Origin of the sequence: Hansschlegelia plantiphila (assembly GCF_027922265.1) — a bacterium.
In the GTDB taxonomy this organism is placed as follows: Bacteria; Pseudomonadota; Alphaproteobacteria; order Rhizobiales; family Methylopilaceae; genus Methylopila; species Methylopila plantiphila.
In genome coordinates this window covers 190,915-210,939 of sequence record NZ_BSFI01000006.1, presented here as the reverse complement: position 1 = coordinate 210,939, position 20,025 = coordinate 190,915, and the positions used below count along the sequence as shown (strand labels likewise).

The following is a 20,025-nucleotide window of genomic DNA, read 5'->3' as shown; positions in this document are numbered from 1 at the left end:
GGCGCCCACGAATCGCTTGACCGCTATATTGCGCCATCCGGTCCGCCCGCGCGACGGGCTGGCGCCATCCTCGTCGGCTTGTCACGAAAACGCCCGGCGCGAGCCGGGCGTTCGTCGTTCCAGAAGGGGCAAGCGATCCGGGATCAGTCCTCGGACGGCTCCTCGGCGTCCTGCTGCTCATCGTCGTCACGGCCGCCGCGACGGCTGCGACGGTCGTCGTCGTCCTCGGAGAAGGTCTCGAAGGCCGGACCTTCCTCGCGCTGGCTGAGGTCTTCGCCCTCTGCCTGACGGGCGGCTTCGGCGTCGGAGCGGGCGACGTTGATGGTCACCGAAACCTCGACCTCCGGGTGGAGGCGGATCGGCAGGACGTGCAGGCCGATCGTCTTGATCGGGGTGTTCAGCACCACCTGATTGCGGCCGACCGCCACGCCGTCCTTGGTCATCGCCTCGGCGACGTCGCGGGTCGAGACGGAGCCGTAGAGCTGGCCGGTCTCGCCGGCCTGGCGGACCAGCACCAGCACCTTGCCGTCGATCTTGGCGCCGAGCGCCTCGGCCTCCTCGCGGGCCTCGAGGTTGCGGGCCTCGAGCTGGGCGCGCTGGCCTTCGAACTTCTGGCGGTTGGCGGCGTTGGCGCGGAGCGCTTTGTGGTTCGGCAGCAGGAAGTTGCGGGCGTAGCCGTCCTTGACGCGGACTTCGTCGCCCATCTGGCCCAGCCGGGGGATGCGCTCGAGCAGGATCACTTGCATTTGGGGTCTCCGATCAGAATTCTGGCTGTTGGATCTTGATGGTCAGGGCAGGTTGGCGGCGGCCGTCGGCGGGCCGCCGGGGGGAGGGCCGAAGCGCCTCCTGAGGCCGACGAACTGCTCGGCGAGGCCGAGCAGGGACAGCAGCACGGCGATCCAGGGCTGCAGCACGAGCAGCGTGTAGAAGCCGAACAGGATGAAGACGCGCATCGGCGTCCTCAGCGTCGCGACGTGGACGACGCAGAGTCCGAGCAGCGTGAAGGCGACGAGGAAGGTGCCGGCGAACAGCTCGGCGACCAGACCCGCGAGATTCGGCAGAAAGGACAGGGCGACCGCGACCGCCAGACCAAGCGCTGCGGCGCGCGGAAACTCCATGGCCCGGATGTCTGGCCATGGCCGCGCCAGCCGGCCGGAGGCTCGTGTGATCCGGCCGGCGAGCCACAGATTGAAAATCGACGCCAGCGTCCAGAAGCTCGCCGCCATGCCGGGGGCGAGCGCGGTCATGAGCTCGATCAGCGCCTTCGGATCCTGCCCTCGCGGCAGAATGGCGCCGCCATCGGCCGAGCCGGGCGTCTCGAACGCCTTCTCGAACAGCGTGCGGAGCGCTGCGCGGTAGTCCTCGAGCGACGTCGCGATCAGCGGGATCGAAGCCGCCACCAGCAGCGCCCCGAGCGCCGCGCACCACAGCGTCAGCCGGCCGATCGGATACCATTCGGGTTGGCGGCCGTCGACGCCCGGCCGCGCCAGCAGCGCCAGATAGCCGAGCCACCAGGACGGCAGGCCGACGGCGATGACGAAGTAGAGCCCGGTCTTCGGGCCGACGGAGAGGAGAAGCAGGCCGGCCCCGACGGCGGTCGCGATCAGGCCGGCGGAATGCCGCCAGCCGACAGCCGCGAGCAGGATGGGGAGGGGCGCGACATAGAGCAGCGTCAGCGCGAGCGGAGAGCCGGACGCAGCTGCGGCGTAGAGCAGCGCGGAGGCCGCTCCGGCGCCGATGCCGACAAGGATGTACGCTGCGGGCATGCCCGGTCGTCCTGCTGTCCCGCGAGCTCTGTCGCGGTTAGGGCGGCTGTCCGCCCAGCGACGCCGGACTGGACCGGCGCCTGGGAAAGCGCGTGTGGGAACGTATCCCCCGTCGTCCTCCGGCTTGACCGGAGGACCCATGCTCGAGCGTAGCGCTCCAAGTCCGACATGGGTGGTCCGGTCAAGCCGGACCACGACGGTGTTTATTCTGTCGCCGCACAGGCTGGGGCGAAACAGCAAGTGGGGCGGCTGTTTAAAGCCGCCCCCTTAAAGTCACTTGATGACGTAGGGCAGCAGGCCGAGGAAGCGCGAGCGCTTGATCGCCTTGGCGAGCTCGCGCTGCTTCTTGGCGGAGACCGCCGTGATGCGCGAAGGCACGATCTTGCCGCGCTCGGAGATGTAGCGCTGCAGCAGCCGCACGTCCTTGTAGTCGATCTTCGGGGCGTTGGCGCCGGAGAACGGGCAGGTCTTGCGACGACGGAAGAACGGGCGGCGCGCGCCGCTCGTCGTCGAGTTGTTGGCGCCGGTCTCGGCCATCAGATCGCCTCCTGTCCGGCGTCGTCACGACGGGGACGGTCCTCGCGGTCGCGGCGGAAGCCGCCGCCGCCTTCACGGCCGCCGCGATCGCCGCGGAAGCCGCCGTCGCGGCCGCCGCCGCGCGGGCGGTCGTCGCGATCGTCACGGTCGCGGCGCTGGAGCATCGCGGAGGGAACCTCCTCGTGCTCGTCGACGCGGATCGTCATGAAGCGCAGGACGTCTTCGGAAATGCCCATCTGCCGCTCCATCTCGGCGACGGCGGGCGCCGGCGCGTCGATGTTGAGCAGGGTGTAGTGGGCCTTGCGGTTCTTGTTGATGCGGTAGGCGAGAGGCTTCACGCCCCAGTACTCGGTCTTCTTGACCTCGCCGCCCTGGGCTTCCAGGACCTGCTTGTACTGGGCCGTCATCTCTTCGACCTGCTGCGACGTCACGTCCTGGCGAGCCAGGAAGACGTGTTCGTATAGCGGCATGTGGTTCGGGACCTTCAAGTTCCAGATGAACGACAATCGTCCGGCGCGAAGCCCTCCGAGCCCGAAAGGCCCGAACGAATTCTCGAAGGCGGAGACACGGGAGGCAGGATCATCCAAGATCCTGGCCGGGCGACAGCCCGACCCCCTCCGTTCAGCCCCCAGCCGAACGACGTGGAATGCGCGGCGTATAGAGGAAGAGAGGGCGGGAGGCAAGGCGGGGGGCGCAGCCGCCATGACGGCGGTCTGGTGGGATGCGTGAACCTCCCCGGCCGTCATTCCGGCCGAAGCGCCGGAATCCATATGCGCGCCGCGTTCAGAATGGAGCGCCGCGGCCGGAGCGCCTTCATCGGCGCCGTCGCGGATATGGATTCCGGCATTCCGCTTCGCTGCAGCCGGAATGACGGCGATGTTTTGGCGCCGCGCTCCTCACGCGTCGTCCTGGAGCGCCTCCTCGGCGGCTTCACCGCCGTCATTCCGGCCGAAGTGCCGGAATCCAGACGCGCGGCGTTTCCCGCAGTGGACTGCGACCGCCGGAGCGCCCCTGTCGGCGCCGTCGCGGATATGGATTCCGGCATTCCGCTTCGCTGCAGCCGGAATGACGACGTGGGAGTTCAACAGAGCGAATCGTAGAGGTCGGCCCAGTCCGGATTGTCGCGCTCGATGAGGTTCGTTTTGTATTCCCGCTTCCACTTCTTGATCTGCTTCTCGCGGGTGATCGCCGAGATCGGATCGCCGAACACCTCGAAATAAACCAGCCTCGTGACGCCGTAGCGCGCGGTGAAGCTCGGCGTCCGTTTCTCGCGGTGCTCGTAGATGCGTCGGATCAGGTCGTTGGTGACGCCGGCGTAGAGCGTGCCGTGACGTCTGCTGGCCAGGATGTAGACGTAATATGCCGCCACCACCGTCGCTCCGGAACGACCTGCAGAAACCTATCAGGCAGCCTCACCGCCGTCATTCCGGCCGAAGTGCCGGAATCCATACGCGCGGCGTTTCCCGCAGTGGACTGCGACCGCCGGAGCGCATTCATCGGCGCCGTCGCGGATATGGATTCCGGCATTCCGCTTCGCTGCAGCCGGAATGACGGCGGTGTTTTGGCGGCGCGCTTCTCACGCGTCGTCCTGAAGCGCCTCCTCGGCGGCTTCGGCGCCGATCTCCTCGAACAGCTCCTTGACGACGAACAGGGCGTTCACGGCCGCCGGGAAGCCGGCGTAGATCGCCATCTGCATGATGACCTCGACGATCTCGTCGCGGGTCAGGCCGACGTTGAGGCCGCCGCGGACGTGCCATTTCAGTTCGCGCTCGTGGCCGAGGGCGACGAGCGCGGCGATGGTCGCGATCTGGCGCGAGCGGAGGTCGAGGCCGGGGCGGGAATAGACGTCGCCGAACGGGACGTCGACCAGCAGCTTCGCGAAGTCCGGCGCGATCTCGGCGAGCGCTGCGACCACGCCTTCGCCCGTCGTCGAATGGATGCGCGACAGCGTGCGCCGCCCGCGTTCATGGCGGCTCTCGTCGGGGCGGTCTGCCGTCATCTCTTCATCTCTCCCTGGGCGGCCGCGCTTGACACATCCGGCGCCCGCCTGCTTTGCACCCGCCAACAATAAGACGAGGAACGTACCTGTGGACATGAAAAGCCGAGCGAGCGTGAGCGCGTGAGCATCGCATTGATCTTTCCCGGGCAGGGCAGCCAGCAGGTCGGCATGGGCCGCGCGCTCGCCGACACCTTCGCGGTCGCCCGCGCCGTGTTCGAAGAGGTCGACGCGGCGCTGGACGAAAGCCTGTCGACCGTGATTTTCGAGGGCCCGGAAGACGCGCTGACGCTCACCGCTAACGCCCAGCCCGCGCTGATGGCGGTGAGTCTCGCGGCGCTTCGGGTGCTCGAGGCGGAGGCCGGCCTCGACGTCGCGCGCCACGCCGCCTTCGTGGCGGGTCATTCGCTCGGCGAATATTCCGCGCTCGCCGCCGCCGGCAGCCTGACGGTGCCCGACGCCGCGCGCCTGCTCCGGATCCGCGGCGAGGCCATGCAGAAGGCGACGCCGGTGGGCGAGGGCGCGATGGCCGCGCTGCTCGGCCTCGACCTCGAGACCGCCCGGGCCGTCGCGCAGGAGGCAGCGGGCGACGAGGTCTGCGAGGCGGCGAACGACAACGCCCCCGGCCAGGTGGTCATTTCCGGCTCGAAGGCTGCGATCGAACGCGCGGTCGTCATCGCAAAGTCGAGGGGCGCGAGGCGCGCCATGCTGCTCCCGGTCTCCGCGCCGTTCCACTGCGCGCTGATGACGCCGGCGGCCGAGGCGATGCGCGAGGCGCTCGCGAGCGTTAAGATCCTCGCGCCGAAGGCGCCGCTGGTCGCGAACGTCACCGCCGGCCCGCTGACCGATCCGGAGGCGATCCGCGCGCGGCTCGTCGAGCAGGTGATCGGCGCCGTGCGCTGGCGCGAGTCGGTCAGCTTCATGGCCGGCGCCGGCGTGACCCGTTTCATCGAGATCGGCGCGGGCAAGGTGCTCGCCGGGCTCGTCAAGCGGATCGCGCCCGAGACCGCCAGCGAATCCATCGGCGCGCCGGACGACGTCGCCCGCTTCAAGGCGGACGCCTTCCTCACAAGCGCCGCCTGACCGGTTAGGAGCCCGCGATGTTCGATCTTTCCGGGCGCTTCGCGCTCGTCACCGGCGCGACCGGCGGCATCGGCGGCGCCATCGCCCGCGCGCTGCACGCGCAAGGGGCGACCGTCGCGCTGTCCGGCACGCGCCGCGAGGCGCTTGAGGCGCTTGGCGCCGAGCTCGGCGAGCGGGCGCACGCGCTCCCGGCCGATCTCAAGGATCCCGCCGCCGTCGACGCCTTGCCGGGCGCGGCGGAGGCCGCGATGGGCGGGCTCGACATCCTGGTGCACAATGCCGGCGTCACCCGCGACAATCTGTTTCTGCGGATGAAGGACGAGGAGTGGTCGGAGGTGATCCAGGTCAACCTCGCGGCCGGCTTCCGGCTCTACCGCGCGGCGCTCAAGGGCATGATGAAGCGGCGCTACGGCCGGCTGATCGGGATCACCTCGGTGGTCGGCGTCACCGGCAATCCGGGCCAGGGCAATTATGCGGCGTCCAAGGCCGGCCTGATCGGCATGTCGAAGTCGCTCGCCGCCGAAGTCGCGAGCCGCAACATCACGGTCAACTGCGTCGCGCCGGGGTTCATCGAGAGCCCGATGACGGATTCGCTCAACGAAAAGCAGCGCGACGGCGCCCTGGCGCACATCCCGGCAGGACGTTTCGGCGCAGGCTCCGACGTCGCGGGCGCGACGGTCTATCTTGCGAGCGCGGAAGCTGCTTACGTGACCGGCCAGACGCTGCACGTGAACGGCGGAATGGCCATGATCTGAACGGCTTCTAGGGGTCGGCGCGTCTGGCGCGGACCTTCCGATCATGCTAGTTAGCCGCGGTTTCCAGGAGAGAAGAGGCTCGGTCGCGAGCCATATCTTCAGACGATCCCGGAGCGGCGTGGACGAAAAACGTTGCCCGGACCGCGTAGCGCCTTCAAAAAGCCCGCTCGGAAGATTCGCCGATTGGACGCTTCGTCCGGTCGGCTCTAAGTCCAGCGGAACGATCTTCCGAACGGATCAAGCGAGGAATTGAGAACGATGAGCGACATTGCCGAACGCGTGAAGAAGATCGTCATCGAACATCTCGGCGTCGACGCCGACAAGGTCACTGAGAACGCCAGCTTCATCGACGATCTCGGCGCGGACAGCCTCGACACCGTCGAGCTGGTGATGGCGTTCGAGGAGGAGTTCGGCTGCGAGATTCCCGACGACGCCGCCGAGACCATCCTGACGGTGGGCGACGCCACCCGCTTCCTCGAAAAGAACGCCGCGCAGGCCTGAGGCTTGCACGGCGTGGCGACACGGCATGACGCTGCGCGAGCATCAGTTGGCGGGAGTTGCGGCATGAGGCGGGTGGTCGTCACGGGCCTCGGCGTCGTCTGTCCGCTCGGTTCGGGCGTCGAAACCGTCTGGAGCCGGCTGCTCGCCGGCGAAAGCGGCGTGCGCAAGATCGAGCACTTCCAGGTCGACGACATGCCGGCGCGGGTCGCCGGCGTCATTCCGCGCGGCGACGGCTCCGACGGCACCTTCCACGCCGACAGCGTGATGGAGCCGAAGGAGCAGCGGAAGATCGACGACTTCATCCTCTACGCGGTCGCGGCCGCCGACGAGGCGCTCGCCGATTCCGGCTGGAAGCCCGAGACCGAGGACGACCGCTGCGCCACCGGCGTGCTGATTGGCTCCGGCATCGGCGGCCTGCAGGGCATCGAGGAGACCGCCATCATCCTGCGCGACAAGGGTCCGCGCCGGGTGTCGCCGTTCTTCATCCCCGGCCGGCTGATCAACCTCGCTTCCGGCCATGTCTCGATCCGTCACGGACTGAAGGGTCCGAACCACGCGGTCGTCACCGCCTGTTCGACCGGCGCGCACGCGATCGGCGACGCCGCGCGGCTGATCGGCTTCGGCGACGCCGACGTGATGGTGGCCGGCGGCGCGGAATCGCCGGTGTGCCGCATCGCGGTCGCGGGCTTCGTCGCCTGCCGCGCTCTGTCCACAGGCTTCAACGACGAGCCCGAGCGCGCCTCGCGTCCCTACGACAAGCGCCGCGACGGCTTCGTGATGGGCGAGGGCGCGGGCGTCGTCGTGCTCGAGGAGCTCGAGCACGCCAAGGCGCGCGGCGCCAAGATCTACGGCGAGGTCGTGGGCTACGGCCTGTCGGGCGACGCCTACCACATCACCGCGCCCGCGATGGACGGCGACGGCGCGTATCGCTGCATGTCGATGGCGCTGAAGCGGGCGGGCGTCGAGGCGAGCGAGATCGACTACATCAACGCCCACGGCACCTCGACGCCGCTCGGCGACGAGATCGAGCTCGGCGCGGTCACGCGTCTCGTCGGCAACGCCGCCGGCAAGATCACGATGTCGTCGACCAAGTCTGCGATCGGGCACCTGCTCGGCGCCGCGGGCTCCGTCGAGGCGATCTTCTCGCTGCTCGCGATCCGCGACCAGATCGCGCCGCCGACGCTCAATCTCGACGAGCCTTCGGTCGAGACCGCGCTCGATCTGGTGCCGCACAAGGCCAAGGAGCTGCCGATCGAGGTCGCGCTCTCGAACTCGTTCGGCTTCGGCGGCACCAACGCTTCGCTGGTCTTCCGCCGCTACGCCGCGTGAACGGGGCCGTCATCGTCGGTCCGGCGAGCCGGGACGATGACGAGCGCCCCGGCGCGTGTCCGCTTTCGCCATAATCGGGCGTAAGGTTCGGATGGAGGAGCCCCCGTCGGGGCTCATCGAATCGAGGGCGTCGCGGCGCCTCCAGGGCCCGCGCGAGACGGGCCGAGGACAGGAAGGGTACAGGCCTTGTCGACCAAGGATGCTTCACCGGGCTCCGGCGCCGAGCGTCCAGACGACATGGCCGCCCGCATGAGCGCGACGCCGCCGAAGCCGCGGCTGATCCACTCCAATCCAGAACCCGTCGCGCCGGCCGGCAAGGCGCCCGCCGCTTCGGACGGGCCCGCGTCTCCGCCGCGCCGCCGCCGCCGCGACAGCGCGGTCGTCGGCTATGTCAGCGGCGTCTTCACCTTCCTCACGCTCGTCGCGTTCTGCATCGGCGGCGCGCTGTTCTACGGCAAGCTGACCTTCGACGGCGAGGGCCCGCTCCAGCAGGACACGACGGTGATGATCGCCCGCAATCAGGGCGTCGGCGACATCGCGGAGAATCTCGCCAAGGCCGGCGTCATCGACCACCCGAAACTGTTCGAGATGGGCGTGCGGTTCTACGGCGCGAACGACAAGCTGCGCTATGGCGAATACGCCTTTCCCGCGCATGTCAGCATGCGCGAGGCGATGGAGATCATCGCGTCGGGCAAGTCGATCGAATACACCGTCACGATCCCCGAGGGGCTGACCAGCCTGCAGATCGTGGACCGGCTGCGGGACCAGCCCTTGCTGACCGGCGAGGTCAAGGAGATCCCGCCCGAGGGCTCGTTGCTCCCCGAGACCTACAAGTTCACCCGCGGCGCCTCGCGTCAGCAGATCATCGCGCGCATGCAGCAGCACCAGAAGGAGCTGCTCGAGGAGATCTGGGCGGGCCGCCGTCCGATTCCGGCGGTCAAGACCCCCGCCGATCTCGTGACGCTCGCCTCGCTGGTGGAGAAGGAGACGGGCGTGGCTTCCGAGCGGCCGCAGGTCGCGGCGGTGTTCGCGAACCGGCTCGCCCGAGGCATGCGGCTGCAGTCGGACCCCACCATCGTCTACGGCCTCGTCGGCGGGCGCGGCACGCTCGGCCGAAGCCTGAACCGCACCGACATCGCCTCACGGACGCCTTACAACACCTATGTGGTTTCCGGGCTGCCGGCCGGGCCGATCGCCAATCCCGGGCGCGACGCGCTCGAGGCCGCCGCACGACCCGCCGACACCAAGGACCTCTATTTCGTGGCGGACGGCTCGGGCGGCCACGCCTTCGCGCCGACGCTGGTCGAGCACAACAGAAATGTCGCCAAATGGCGTCAGATCGAACGGACGCGCGGCGCTCCGGCCGATCGGCTCGCGCCCGACGAGGCGGCGCAGGAGACGCCGGGCGACGACGACGCGGCCGCAGCGCCCGCCACGTCGAGCGCCGCGCCCAAGCCGTCCAGGCGCAAGAGCGCGCAGTAGGGGCGACGCAGGTCGCGCCGAAGAATCGGAGCCCGGATGCGCTTCGTTCGCAGAACAAACCTCGTCGTGGTCCGGCTCGACCGGACCACCCATGCCGAGCGTCGAGCGCTACGCTGAACATGGGTCCTCCGGTCAAGCCGGAGGACGACGGAGAGGGCTCCACGCCGTCATTCCGGCCGAAGTGCCGGAATCCATACGCGCGAGTTTGAAAGGATGTCTGGACCCGTCGAAGCCACGTCCTGCGCCGTCGTGCGTCTGGATTCCGGGATTCCGCTTCGCTCCAGCCGGAATGACGAGGCGGGGGTGTTCGTCGGCGGAGCCAGCCTGTCGTGGGCCGGCTTGACCGGACCACCCATGCCGGGCGTGGAGCGGTACGCTCGACCATGGGTCCTCCGGTCAGGCCGGAGGACGACGGAGAGGGCTCCACGCCGTCATTCCGGCCGAAGCGCCGGAATCCATACGCGCGAGTTTGAAAGGATGTCTGGACCCGTCGAAGCCACGTCCTGCGCCGTCGCGCGTCTGGATTCCGGCATTCCGCTTCGCTCCAGCCGGAATGACGAGGCGGGGGTGTCGTCGGCGGAGCAGCCTGTCGTGGTCCGGCTTGACCGGACCACCCATCCCGGGCGTCGAGCGCTACGCTCGACCATGGGTCCTCCGGTCAGGCCGGAGGACGACGGACAGGGCTCCACGCCGTCATTCCGGCCGAAGCGCCGGAATCCATACGCGCGAGTTTGAATGGATGTCTGGACCCGTCGAAGCCCCGTCCTGCGCCGTCGCGCGTCTGGATTCCGGCATTCCGCTTCGCTCCAGCCGGAATGACGAGGCGGGGGTGTCGTCGGCGGAGCCAGCCTGTCGTGGGCCGGCTCGCCACCTAAGCCCGGCGCATCCGCTGTCATTCGAGGGAACGGGCGCGCCCGCTCTTCCGCAAAGAGCGGTGAGCCGTTAAACGGAACGCCCCGCCTCCCGGAGCCCCCAGATGCCTCTCGCCAGCATGACCGGATTTGCGCGCGTCGACGGCGGAGCCGGCCAGGCGCGTTGGGCGTGGGAGTTGCGAAGCGTCAATTCCAAGGGGCTCGATCTCAGGCTTCGGACGCCGCCGGGATGCGACGCGATCGAGCAGGCGGCGCGCAGCGCCGCCGCCGCGCGGCTCAGGCGCGGCGCCGTCCAGGCGACGCTGACGGTCGACCGGCGCTCGACCCAGACCGCCGTCAGGATCAACGAGGACGCGCTTGCGGCCGTGCTCGCTGCGGCGGCCGCGGTCGCGGAGCGCATGCCGGGCGCTGCGCCCGCCTCGGTCGACGCCGTTCTGGCGCAGCGCGGCGTGGTGGAGTTCGTCGAGGCGCAGGAGAGCGCCGAGGAGCGCGCGGCGTTCGAGGCGGCGGTGGTCGCCGATTTCTCGCGCGCCGTCGATGCTCTGCTCGTCGCCCGCGAGGCCGAAGGCGCGGCGCTGGAGGCGCTGCTCGGCGAACGGATCTCCTCAATCGCCGAGCTCACGGCGCGCGCCGACGCATGCCCGGCGCGGTCGCCGGAAGCGGTGCGCCGGAAGCTCACCGAGCAGATCGCGGCGCTGGTCGGGACGGGCGTCGCGCTCGACCCAGACCGCCTGCACCAGGAGGCGGCGCTGCTTGCGACCCGCGCCGACGTGCGCGAGGAGATCGATCGGCTGAACGCCCATGTGGAGGCCGCCCGCGCGCTGATCGCAGAGGGGGCGGGCGTCGGCCGCCGGCTGGACTTTCTCTCGCAGGAGTTCAGTCGCGAGGCGAACACGCTGTGCGCGAAGTCGAACGATCGTTCGCTGACGACCATCGGCCTGGAGCTCAAGGCGGTGGTCGAGCAATTCCGCGAGCAGGTGGCGAACGTCGAATGAGCGCGATGACGACCCCTGTCGAGCAGACCCCCGCGCTCGCCCGCCGCGGCGTGCTGCTGATCCTGTCCTCGCCGTCCGGGGCGGGAAAGTCGACGCTGACGCGCGCGCTGCTGGACACCGACCCCGACATCACGCTGTCGATCTCGGCCACCACCCGCGCCAAGCGGCCGAGCGAGGCGGACGGCGTGCACTACCGGTTCATGAAGCAGCGCGAGTTCGACGCTATGAAGGCCGCCGGCGAGCTGCTGGAATGGGCGGAGGTCCACGGCAACTGCTACGGCACGCCGCGCGAGCCGGTGGAGCAGGCGCTGGCGGAAGGCCGCGACGTGCTGTTCGACATCGACTGGCAGGGCACCAAGCAGGTCTGCGAGACCATGCGCGCAGACGTCGCGACCGTGTTCGTGCTGCCGCCCTCCGCCGCCGAGCTGCGCTCGCGACTGGAGCGCCGGGCCGAGGATTCGGCGGAGGTGATCACGCGCCGCCTGCGCAACGCCGCGGTCGAGATCGGGCATATCGACGAATACGACTACGCGGTGATCAACGACGATTTCGAGCGCTGTCTGAACGAGATCCGCGCCGTGCTGCACGCCGAACGCATCCGCCGCGTGCGGCGCCCGGCGATCACCGAGTTCGCGGACGGGCTGGTGAAGGAGCTGGCGGGGTTCTGACGCGGCCTGCAGGGATTGCGTGCTTTCCCGTAACGGCTTAACCGCCGCCGTCATCCCGGGCTTGTCCCGGGATCCAGACGCGCCGACGGCGCAGGACCTCGCGAGCCGTTGCGCGTCAGGATTCCGGCGCTTCGGCCGGAATGACGCTGTGGTGGGCATCCCAGCGCGTCCTAACCCCGCGCTGCGGCCACCGCGCGGGCGAGCGCCACGAAGCCCTCGACCGGAATCTCCTCCGCCCGCCTCGTCGGCTCGATGCCTGTGGCCTCAAGCAGCGCGGCGGCGTCGCCGAGGCTCTTCAGGCTCTGACGCAGCATCTTCCGGCGCTGGCCGAAGGCGGCCTGCGTCACGGCTTCCAGATCACGCACGGGGCAGGGGAGCGGGGTCTCGCGCGGGATCAGGCGGACGACCGACGACGTCACCTTGGGCGCCGGGGTGAAGGCCTCCGGGCGCACGTCGAAGGCGATCTTCGCCTCGCAGCGCCAGCCGCACATCACCGCGAGGCGGCCATAGGCCTCGGAGCCCGGCGCCGCGACGATGCGCTCGGCGACCTCGCGCTGGAACATCAGCGTCAGCCCGTCCCACCACGGCGGCCAGCGGTCGTTCGCGACCCAGCCGAGCAGCAGCGGGGTCGCGATGTTGTAGGGGAGGTTGGCGATCACCCGCGCCGGGGCGTCGCCCGCGAGCTTGCCCGTGTCGATCTCGAGCGCGTCGCCCTCGACCACGTCGAGCCGGCCGGGATAGCGCGCGGCGATCTCGGCGAGCGCGCCGAGGGCGCGGGAATCCTTCTCGATCGCGATCACTTTCTTCGCGCCCTCCGCGAGCAGCGCGCGGGTGAGGCCGCCGGGGCCCGGTCCGACCTCGATCACCGTCACCCCCTCCAGCCTGCCGCCGGCGCGGGCGATGCGGGAGGTCAGGTTGAGGTCGAGCAGGAAGTTCTGGCCGAGCGATTTCTTCGCCGCGAGCTCGTGCCGCCGGATGACGTCGCGCAGCGGCGGCAGGTCGTCGACGGGGCTCATGCGAGTTCGGGTTCGCGCGCGAGCCTGGCCGCGAGGGTCAGCGCCGCCAACAGGCTCGCCGGATCGCCCGAGCCGGTCCCGGCGATGTCGAAGGCCGTGCCGTGGTCGGGCGACGTCCGCACGAAGGGCAGGCCGAGCGTGACGTTGACCGCCCGGTCGAACGCCAGCGTCTTCACCGGGATCAGCGCCTGGTCGTGATACATCGCGAGCGCGACGTCGTAGCGGGCGCGGGCGGCCGCGTGGAACATGGTGTCGGCCGGATGTGGGCCGGTCGCGAGGATGCCGTCGGCCTTCAGGCGGCGGACGGCGGGGGCGACGATCTCCTCGTCCTCGCGGCCGAGCACGCCCTGCTCGCCCGCATGCGGATTGAGGCCGGCGACCGCGAGCCGCGGGCTCTCGATGCGGAAGCGCCGGTGAAGGTCGCGCGCGACGATGCGGCCGGTCTCCACGATGTCGTCCTCCGTCAGCCGGATCGGGGCTTCGCGGAGCGGGATATGGACGGTCACGGGAACGACGGCGATCTCCTCGGCCCACAGCAGCATCACGGCGCGCGCAGGCGCGCCCCACAGCGACTCGGCGAGCGCGCCGAGATATTCGGTGTGGCCGGGGAAGGGGAATCCGGCCTCGACCAGCGGAGCCTTGGCGATCGGCAGCGTCACGAGCGCCGAGCAGCGGCCGTCATGGACCAGCTCGACGCCGGTCTGGATCGCGCCGATGACGGTCTCGGCGTCGTCCGTCGAGGGATGGCCGGGCTCGGCCCGGCAGCGGCCGCCGACCGCCATGACCGGGAAGCGCTCGGCGAACAGCGGACCGGCCGACTCGGCGTCCGCCTCGACGATCTCGGCGTCGATCCCGATGGTCCTGGCGCGCGCCGCGAACACGGCCGGATCGCCGATCGCGACGAAGGGGAGCAGCCCGCTGGTCTTCCGGTTCGCCCACAGGGCGAGGGCGAGCTCCGGACCGATCCCGGCCGGTTCGCCCATCGACAAGGCGAGAGGCCGCACGGGGCGGTCCTCGCCGGCCATCGTCAGCGGCGCTCGATGATCGCCCGCGAACGGAGCTGGGCGAGGTATTGCTCGGCCTTCGCCTGCAGCTGCTTGCCGCCGTCGTCCTCGCTCTGCGCGCGGAACGCGCTGTCGTCGGCGATGTCCTTGCGCTCGCAGACCGCGATCATCTCGAAGCCGTCGTCGGTGCGCTGCGGATCGGTCAGGCCGCCGATCTTCACCTTGCTGAGGATGTCGGCGAGATCCTTGCCGAGGGCGCCGCTCGAGCGCACCACCGGCTCCTTCACCGCGACGTCGCGCAGGGCGGCGGCGAACGCCACCGCGCCGTCACAGCCGGGGAATCGGCCCCTGGCGGCGACCGCCTCGGCGCGGCGCTGGGTCGCCTGCGCGTCGGTCGCCTTCTTCGGCAGCACGAACACCACCTGGCGCAGCGTGTACTGCACCGCCTTGTTGCTAGCCTGACCGGCGTTCGCCGCGGAGGCCGCGGCGTTGCGGTCGTTCGAGGCGATCTGGCCTGCGTATTTGCGCCGGACGAGCAGCGCCCACGCCATCTCGGCGCCGATCCGGCTCTTCAGCGTCTGGGCGCTCACGCCGCGCTGGCCGATCGCCTTGGCGAACTGTTCCGGGGTCAGCTTGGTGCGCTGGGCGATCGAGGCGAAAGCCGCGTCGACCTGCGCCGGGTTCGCCGCCATGCCGTAGCGCGTCGCCTCCGTCACCTTGAGCTTCTCGTCGATCAGCTCGTCCTGCGCGGCCTGCACGGTGCCGCCCTTGCCGCCGCTCTGGAGCCGCAGCAGCGCGAGGCGGGCCTGCACCTCGCTGCTCAGGATCGGCTGGCCGTTCACGACGACGGCGATCGACTGCGCGGCCGCGGGCGCCGGATGGACGAGCAGCGCGGCGGCGGCCGCGAGGGCGAAGGGGACGAGCCGGAGACGCGACATCAGATTCCCATAGGTTGGCCGCTTGAGTCGAAGGCGGCGCTCGGGGCGTTTTTTTTCAGCGTTCTCCCGCGCCCCGTCAACATCGGCGGAAGCCGCTGGTCAGTTCGTCGTGGAGCCGAACATGTCGGGATCGACGTTGGACTTCGAGCTGGTCGACAGTCCGACGGAGCCGAGAGTCCGGAAGTCGAGCTTCACGAGAAATTTGTTGTCGACCTGCGAAAGGCTGACCGAATCGGCGCTGTTGTCGATCTGCCGGATGTAGGTGAAGTTGAACGACAGGCACTGCATGATGTCGTTCAGGCCGAAGCCGATCTGCGTGCGGTCGAAGGTGTCCCGCTCGAAATTGTAGCGTGCGCCGCCCTCGACGTAGAATTCCTTGGTGAGGAACACCCGAGCGCCGGCCAGCACGCCTTCGCGGACGTAGTCGTAGCCCTGCAGCGGCGCCTTCTCGTAGCGGCCATAGACGAGGTTCGCCTGGAACCGCTCGAAGGTCGCGCGGCCCTCGACCTCGGCCATGCGCAGTGCGAAGCTGTTCTCGTCGAGCCGCAAATGCCCCGAGACCGAGAAGTTCTCGTTCGGGACCAGCGTGACGCCGCCGACATAGTCGGAGCGCGCGCTCTCCAGACCGGAATCCGGGCCGATCTGGGTCGGGTCGAGCTCGCGGAAGGAATTCTTGCCGAACAGCGCGAAGGACTGGCCGACGATGGCGCTCGCGCTCGCGCCGCTGTCGGTCGTCACTGTGTACTGCGCGCCGACATTCGCGCGGCTGCCGCCTTCGATCCGGTCGTAGCCCGAGAACTTGTTCCACGAGAACAGCGTCGTGTCGTCGTACATCAGGCTCTGCGCGTCCTCGTTCGGCAGCTTGCCGACGCTCGACTCGTTCGGCCGCAGGATGAGCTGCGCGATCGGCTCGATCTGATGGGTCGCGTTTTCGGTGCGGGCTATGAACGGATAGCGGTATTCGACGCCCACGCCCGCCATGCCGCGCAGGACCACGTCCTGCTCATGGTCGAGGAAGGCCGGCATCGAGGAATCGTAGTCGGGCTTGGTGTAGATCAGGTCGCCGCGCGCGAAGGCGAACGGCGTCCAGACCTGGCCGATCGGATCGATGAAGCGGCGCTTCCAGTCGATGTCGCCGGAGATGCGGCTGTAGGTTCCCGCGGCCCCGATCAGCGCGTTGTCGGGCCGCGGCTGAAGCCGCGTGCGGTCGTGCGCGTAGTCGCTTTCCGAGCGGTAGATGTTGGTCGCGTTGATGTCGAACGACAGCTGGCCGCCCGCGACCGGATCCTCGAGCGTGTAATTGTAGTCGAGCACCGGCGCGACCCAGGGCAGGCGATCCTGCCGGTCGTAGCGCGTCATGCCGTAGAACGAGTAGCCGCGCAGCTCGAAATAGCTGCGGTCGCCCTGGCCCGTCAGGTAAAGCGTCGAGGTCGCGACGTCGCGCGGTCCCCAGAGGTCGTAGTCGCCGCGGACCCATTTGTCCGACACGGCGTTGATGTCCCAGCCCCAGGACCATTTCTCGTTGATGTCGAACTGGCCCTTGGTGGAGACCGCCCAGCGGTCGTCCTTGTCGCCTGGGCCGATCGTCAGGCCGGCGTCGGTCCGGCCCGCCGGAACCTTGTCGTTGAACCGGTCGGAGTCGAGCTGGTGTATGCCGGCGGCGCGGATCGAATAGGCGCCGTCGATCAGCTGCTGGCGGTACTCGCCCTTCAGCATCACGCCCTGCTTCTGCGTGAAGAGCGGGGCGAGCGTCAGGTCAGAGGTCGGCGACAGCACCCAGAAATACGGAACCTCGACGCCGTAGCCGACGTCGGACGACTTTACGAGGTTCGGGCCGAGGACGCCGGACTTGCGCTTCACCGACGGGTCGGGGCTCGAGAAGAACGGCAGCCAGGCGATCGGATGGCCGTAGAGCTCGAAGGTCGCGTTCTCGTAGTAGATCGTCTTCTCGTCCTGGCGCCAGATGATGCGCTTGGACTTGATCTGCCAGAGCGGCGGCTTTTCGGGGTTGTTCCGGCACGGCTCGCAGGCGGTGTAGACGCCGCGGTCGAACACCATGACCTCGCCGTTCTCGCGCCGGCCCTTGGCCGCGGCGAAACGCGTGCGCTCGGTGGTCTCGACCTGAAGCGGAGAGATGAAGCCGTCGCGGAAGTCGTCGGTCACGTCCATCTCGTCGCCATAGACGATGTCGCCGTTGCGCTCCGTCATCTTGACGTGGCCGTAGGCGTGGACCCGGTTCGCCTTCTGATCGTACGAGACGCGGTCGGCCTGCAGCGCGCGGCCGTCGTAATAGATGTCGACGCCGTCGACCGCGGTCACGATCTCCTTGTCGTAGTCGTAGACGAGCTGCTTGGCCTCCATGAGCATGCGCGCGTTGGGATCGCGCTTCTTGCCCTCGTCCTTGACGCCGGGGCCGACGGCCGAAGACGGGCCGTGATGCTTCATCGAGTCGGGTTTCGGCGGGACGAGGGAGCCGTTGTCGACGTTCGCGGCGTTCGCCGTCGCGACAAGCGCGGTCGAGGCGAGCAGCAGCGCGGTGAGAACGGAGCGCCGGAGACGAGCGGAGGGGAGGCGCGGCGTCAGCGTCATCCGTCCTCCCTTACAGACAATGGCGCCGCGGAAAGACGGCGACCGAAGAGGGCGGACGACATGACGGCCGTGGCCGAACACACGAGCCCGGCCACCCCCGATACGCCGGCGAACTCGCGGCCGAGGTAAAGCACGAAGCCGGCCGCCGCGCCACTCGCAATGCGCGCGTCGCGGACTGCGCGTTCGACCATGCCGCTTCCTGCTTCGCCCACGGGGGCGCGACGCCCCTCGGAGACAGGCGCGTTCGGCCTCGGTCGGTCGTGTTCCGCCAGCAGCATGCCGTTCCGCATCAACCGCGCGAGAGCCTCCAGGCGCGGCCGTAAAGCCGAGTCACCTAACTTACTTGACGGACCCGACGGCGTGCGCGCAAGCCGCCGATAGGCCGGGCGGACCGCCGGACGCTGGAACGTGACGGACCTGTCGTATAAGGGAAACACCGACCTTTCACGGCCCTTAACGCGCCCGTTCACGCCGGGCGCGGCGACAGGCCTCCGCAGGAGCTGATTCTCTCATGGCCAAGCATTCCGACGCGGCCGTCTCGACGCCTTCGCCGCTCAAGATCGCTTTCCGGAAGTTCGACGAGGACGTCTCGGGCGTCGTCGTCGTGCTCGCAGGGCCCGACCTCGCCTTCGGCCCCGAGACCGCCAAGCTGATCGCGCCGATCCAGCCGGCCGTGGCGCGCGCCGCGGAGGCCGACCGCTTCAAGGCGAAGGCGGGCTCCGGCTTCGAACTTCTGGCGCCGCCGCTGACAGGCGTCGCCCGCCTGATCGTGGTGGGGCTCGGCGACGGCAAGGAGCCGGTCGACTGGGTGAAGCTCGGCGGCCAGATCGGCGGCAAGCTGCCGGCCTCGGCCGATCACGTCATTGTGGTGCTCGAGACCCCGAACGGCGGCCCCGACGCCGCGGCCGCGGCCGACGTCGGGCTTGGCCTGCGCCTGCGTTCCTATGTCTTCGAGACCTACAAGACCAAGAAGAAGGACGAGGACACGCCGTCCGCGATCTCCAAGGTGACGCTCGCCGTCGCCGACGAGCATGCGGCGAAGAAAGCCTGGAAACTGAAGGAGGGCCTCGCCGAGGGCGTCGAGACCGCCCGCACCCTCGTCAACGAGCCGCCGAACGTGCTGACCCCGAAGGAGTTCGCCAAGCGCGCCGGCGAGTTGTCCAAGCTCGGCGTCGCGGTCGAGGTGCTCGGCGAGAAGGACCTGAAGAAGGCGGGCTTCGGCGCGCTGCTCGCTGTAGGCCAGGGCTCCGAGCAGGAGAGCCAGGTCGTCGTGATGCGCTGGAACGGCGCAAAGGACGAGGACGAGCAGCCGATCGCCTTCGTCGGCAAGGGCGTGGTGTTCGACACCGGCGGCATCTCGATCAAGCCGGGCGGCGGCATGGAGGACATGAAGGGCGACATGGCGGGCGCCGCCTGCGTCGTCGGCCTGATGCACGCGCTCGCGTCCCGCAAGGCGAAGGTCAACGTGATCGGCGCGATCGGCTGCGTCGAGAACATGCCGGACGGCAAGGCCTACCGGCCGGGCGACATCATCACCGGCCTGTCCGGCCAGACGATCGAGATCATCAACACCGACGCCGAAGGCCGCCTCGTGCTGGCCGACGTGCTCTGGTACGTGCAGGATCGCTTCAAGCCGAAGTTCATGGTCAACCTCGCCACGCTCACCGGCGCGATCCTCGTCGCGCTCGGCGTCGACAACGCCGGCCTGTTCTCGAACGACGACGCGCTGTCGGAGAACATCTTCAAGGCCGGCAAGGCGGTCGGCGAGCCGGTGTGGCGGATGCCGATGGGGCCGGAATACGACAAGCTGATCGACAGCCGCTTCGCCGACATGAAGCAGACCGGCGGCCGCCATGGCGGCTCGATCACCGCGGCGCAGTTCCTCAAGCGCCACGTCAACGGCACGCCCTGGGCGCATCTCGACATCGCCGGCACCGGCATGGGCTCGCCCAACAGCGACATCAACCGCAGCTGGGGCTCCGGCTGGGGCGTGCGCCTGCTCGACCGCATGGTGAGCGACGCCTACGAGGGATGAGCGCCGAAGAACGTCCGCGGTCCGTCGCCCGTCGGCCCGCATCGTTCGCGGTTCGTGAGATGGAGGACGGCGACGTCGACGAGGTCGTCGCCGTCTGGAATGCGGCCGGGGTTTCACGTCCGTGGAACGACCCGGCGCGGGATCTCGCGTTCGCGCGGCTTCATCCGCACTCGACCGTGCTGGTCGGGGTGACGGAGCGGATCGTCGCGACTGTGATGGTCGGCGAGGACGGTCATCGCGGGTGGGTCTATTATCTCGCGGTCGATCCCGAGCGCCGGCGGGAAGGGTTCGGTCGCGCGATGATGGCGGCCGCCGAAGGCTGGCTTTCGCAGCGCGGCGTTTGGAAGCTCCAGTTGCTGATCCGGGAGGAGAACGTGGCGGTGCAGCGGTTCTATGAGGCGCTCGGCTACCGCGACGTCCGGACCGTCTGCATGCAGAAGGTGATCGGGTGAGGCGGCG

Annotated in this window: 20 protein-coding genes; 10 read left to right on the top strand and 10 right to left on the bottom strand. The window is 69.3% G+C overall.

Annotated features, from left to right (window positions below):
• Positions 1 to 143: 143 nt before the first annotated feature.
• The 4 genes from rplI to rpsF all read right to left on the bottom strand — a co-directional run bounded on the left by rplI (position 144) and on the right by rpsF (position 2,773).
• Positions 144 to 746: a 50S ribosomal protein L9 gene (gene rplI / locus PKE75_RS06220; protein ID WP_271167837.1), complete on the bottom strand. Its 603-nt coding sequence runs from the start codon at positions 744 to 746 to the stop codon at positions 144 to 146.
• Between the two features lie 42 nt (positions 747 to 788).
• Positions 789 to 1,766 carry a DUF2232 domain-containing protein gene (locus tag PKE75_RS06215; RefSeq protein WP_271167836.1) on the bottom strand — a complete coding sequence of 326 codons (978 nt, stop codon included), beginning with the start codon at positions 1,764 to 1,766 and terminating at the stop codon, positions 789 to 791.
• Positions 1,767 to 2,039: 273 nt separating this feature from the next.
• The gene (gene rpsR / locus PKE75_RS06210; RefSeq protein WP_271167835.1) at positions 2,040 to 2,303 is read right to left on the bottom strand and encodes a 30S ribosomal protein S18; all 264 of its coding nucleotides are present in this window, start codon (positions 2,301 to 2,303) and stop codon (positions 2,040 to 2,042) included.
• Positions 2,303 to 2,773, bottom strand: coding sequence for a 30S ribosomal protein S6 (gene rpsF, locus PKE75_RS06205; protein WP_271167834.1), 471 nt, complete (start codon positions 2,771 to 2,773; stop codon positions 2,303 to 2,305). Before rpsF ends, rpsR begins: the two co-directional genes overlap by 1 nt.
• A 300-nt stretch (positions 2,774 to 3,073) precedes the next feature.
• Here rpsF and PKE75_RS06200 point away from each other — a divergent pair, with 300 nt between their 5' ends.
• Positions 3,074 to 3,403, top strand: a complete 330-nt coding sequence (locus PKE75_RS06200) for a hypothetical protein (RefSeq protein ID WP_271167833.1) — start codon at positions 3,074 to 3,076, stop codon at positions 3,401 to 3,403.
• On the opposite strand, the gene PKE75_RS06195 is transcribed toward PKE75_RS06200, so the two are convergent.
• Both PKE75_RS06195 and PKE75_RS06190 read right to left on the bottom strand, forming a co-directional pair.
• Entirely contained in the window at positions 3,385 to 3,672 is a 288-nt protein-coding gene (locus PKE75_RS06195) for a GIY-YIG nuclease family protein (protein ID WP_271167832.1), read from the bottom strand. The two genes, PKE75_RS06200 and PKE75_RS06195, sit on opposite strands and share 19 nt — an antisense overlap.
• Before the next feature lie 207 nt (positions 3,673 to 3,879).
• Positions 3,880 to 4,302, bottom strand: a complete 423-nt coding sequence (locus PKE75_RS06190) for a carboxymuconolactone decarboxylase family protein (RefSeq protein WP_271167831.1) — start codon at positions 4,300 to 4,302, stop codon at positions 3,880 to 3,882.
• A gap of 120 nt (positions 4,303 to 4,422) precedes the next feature.
• Between PKE75_RS06190 and fabD the strand changes: the two genes are divergently transcribed.
• The 7 genes from fabD (at position 4,423) to gmk (ending at position 11,984) form a co-directional block, all read left to right on the top strand.
• Positions 4,423 to 5,382 (top strand): ACP S-malonyltransferase, encoded by a 960-nt coding sequence (gene fabD / locus PKE75_RS06185; RefSeq protein ID WP_271167830.1) that lies wholly within the window; start codon positions 4,423 to 4,425, stop codon positions 5,380 to 5,382.
• A gap of 17 nt (positions 5,383 to 5,399) precedes the next feature.
• On the top strand, positions 5,400 to 6,137 hold the full coding sequence (gene fabG / locus PKE75_RS06180) for a 3-oxoacyl-[acyl-carrier-protein] reductase (protein WP_271167829.1): 738 nt from the start codon (positions 5,400 to 5,402) through the stop codon (positions 6,135 to 6,137).
• A 258-nt stretch (positions 6,138 to 6,395) separates the two neighbouring features.
• Positions 6,396 to 6,638: an acyl carrier protein gene (locus PKE75_RS06175; RefSeq protein WP_271167828.1), complete on the top strand. Its 243-nt coding sequence runs from the start codon at positions 6,396 to 6,398 to the stop codon at positions 6,636 to 6,638.
• Between the two features lie 63 nt (positions 6,639 to 6,701).
• A complete protein-coding gene (fabF, locus tag PKE75_RS06170) occupies positions 6,702 to 7,967 on the top strand; it encodes a beta-ketoacyl-ACP synthase II (RefSeq protein ID WP_271167827.1) in 1,266 nt (421 codons plus the stop codon).
• 186 nt (positions 7,968 to 8,153) lie between these two features.
• Entirely contained in the window at positions 8,154 to 9,449 is a 1,296-nt protein-coding gene (gene mltG / locus PKE75_RS06165) for an endolytic transglycosylase MltG (RefSeq protein WP_271167826.1), read from the top strand.
• A 976-nt stretch (positions 9,450 to 10,425) separates the two neighbouring features.
• Complete coding sequence (locus PKE75_RS06160) at positions 10,426 to 11,316, top strand: YicC/YloC family endoribonuclease (RefSeq protein ID WP_271167825.1); 891 nt, start codon at positions 10,426 to 10,428, stop codon at positions 11,314 to 11,316.
• A 5-nt stretch (positions 11,317 to 11,321) separates the two neighbouring features.
• Positions 11,322 to 11,984 (top strand): guanylate kinase, encoded by a 663-nt coding sequence (gmk, locus tag PKE75_RS06155; RefSeq protein WP_271167855.1) that lies wholly within the window; start codon positions 11,322 to 11,324, stop codon positions 11,982 to 11,984.
• Between the two features lie 170 nt (positions 11,985 to 12,154).
• Here the strand turns inward: gmk and rsmA are convergent, their stop codons facing one another.
• The 4 genes from rsmA to PKE75_RS06135 all read right to left on the bottom strand — a co-directional run bounded on the left by rsmA (position 12,155) and on the right by PKE75_RS06135 (position 17,531).
• Entirely contained in the window at positions 12,155 to 13,000 is an 846-nt protein-coding gene (gene rsmA, locus PKE75_RS06150; protein ID WP_271167824.1) for a 16S rRNA (adenine(1518)-N(6)/adenine(1519)-N(6))-dimethyltransferase RsmA, read from the bottom strand.
• Entirely contained in the window at positions 12,997 to 14,025 is a 1,029-nt protein-coding gene (gene pdxA / locus PKE75_RS06145; RefSeq protein WP_428979112.1) for a 4-hydroxythreonine-4-phosphate dehydrogenase PdxA, read from the bottom strand. The genes rsmA and pdxA overlap by 4 nt, the downstream gene beginning before the upstream one ends.
• A 2-nt stretch (positions 14,026 to 14,027) precedes the next feature.
• Complete coding sequence (locus PKE75_RS06140; protein WP_271167822.1) at positions 14,028 to 14,942, bottom strand: peptidylprolyl isomerase; 915 nt, start codon at positions 14,940 to 14,942, stop codon at positions 14,028 to 14,030.
• A 99-nt stretch (positions 14,943 to 15,041) separates the two neighbouring features.
• Entirely contained in the window at positions 15,042 to 17,531 is a 2,490-nt protein-coding gene (locus PKE75_RS06135; protein ID WP_271167821.1) for an LPS-assembly protein LptD, read from the bottom strand.
• A gap of 511 nt (positions 17,532 to 18,042) precedes the next feature.
• Between PKE75_RS06135 and PKE75_RS06130 the strand changes: the two genes are divergently transcribed.
• Together PKE75_RS06130 and PKE75_RS06125 are read left to right on the top strand one after the other, a co-directional pair.
• The gene (locus tag PKE75_RS06130; protein WP_271167820.1) at positions 18,043 to 19,566 is read left to right on the top strand and encodes a leucyl aminopeptidase; all 1,524 of its coding nucleotides are present in this window, start codon (positions 18,043 to 18,045) and stop codon (positions 19,564 to 19,566) included.
• Entirely contained in the window at positions 19,563 to 20,018 is a 456-nt protein-coding gene (locus tag PKE75_RS06125) for a GNAT family acetyltransferase (protein WP_271167819.1), read from the top strand. The genes PKE75_RS06130 and PKE75_RS06125 overlap by 4 nt, the downstream gene beginning before the upstream one ends.
• Positions 20,019 to 20,025: the final 7 nt, after the last annotated feature.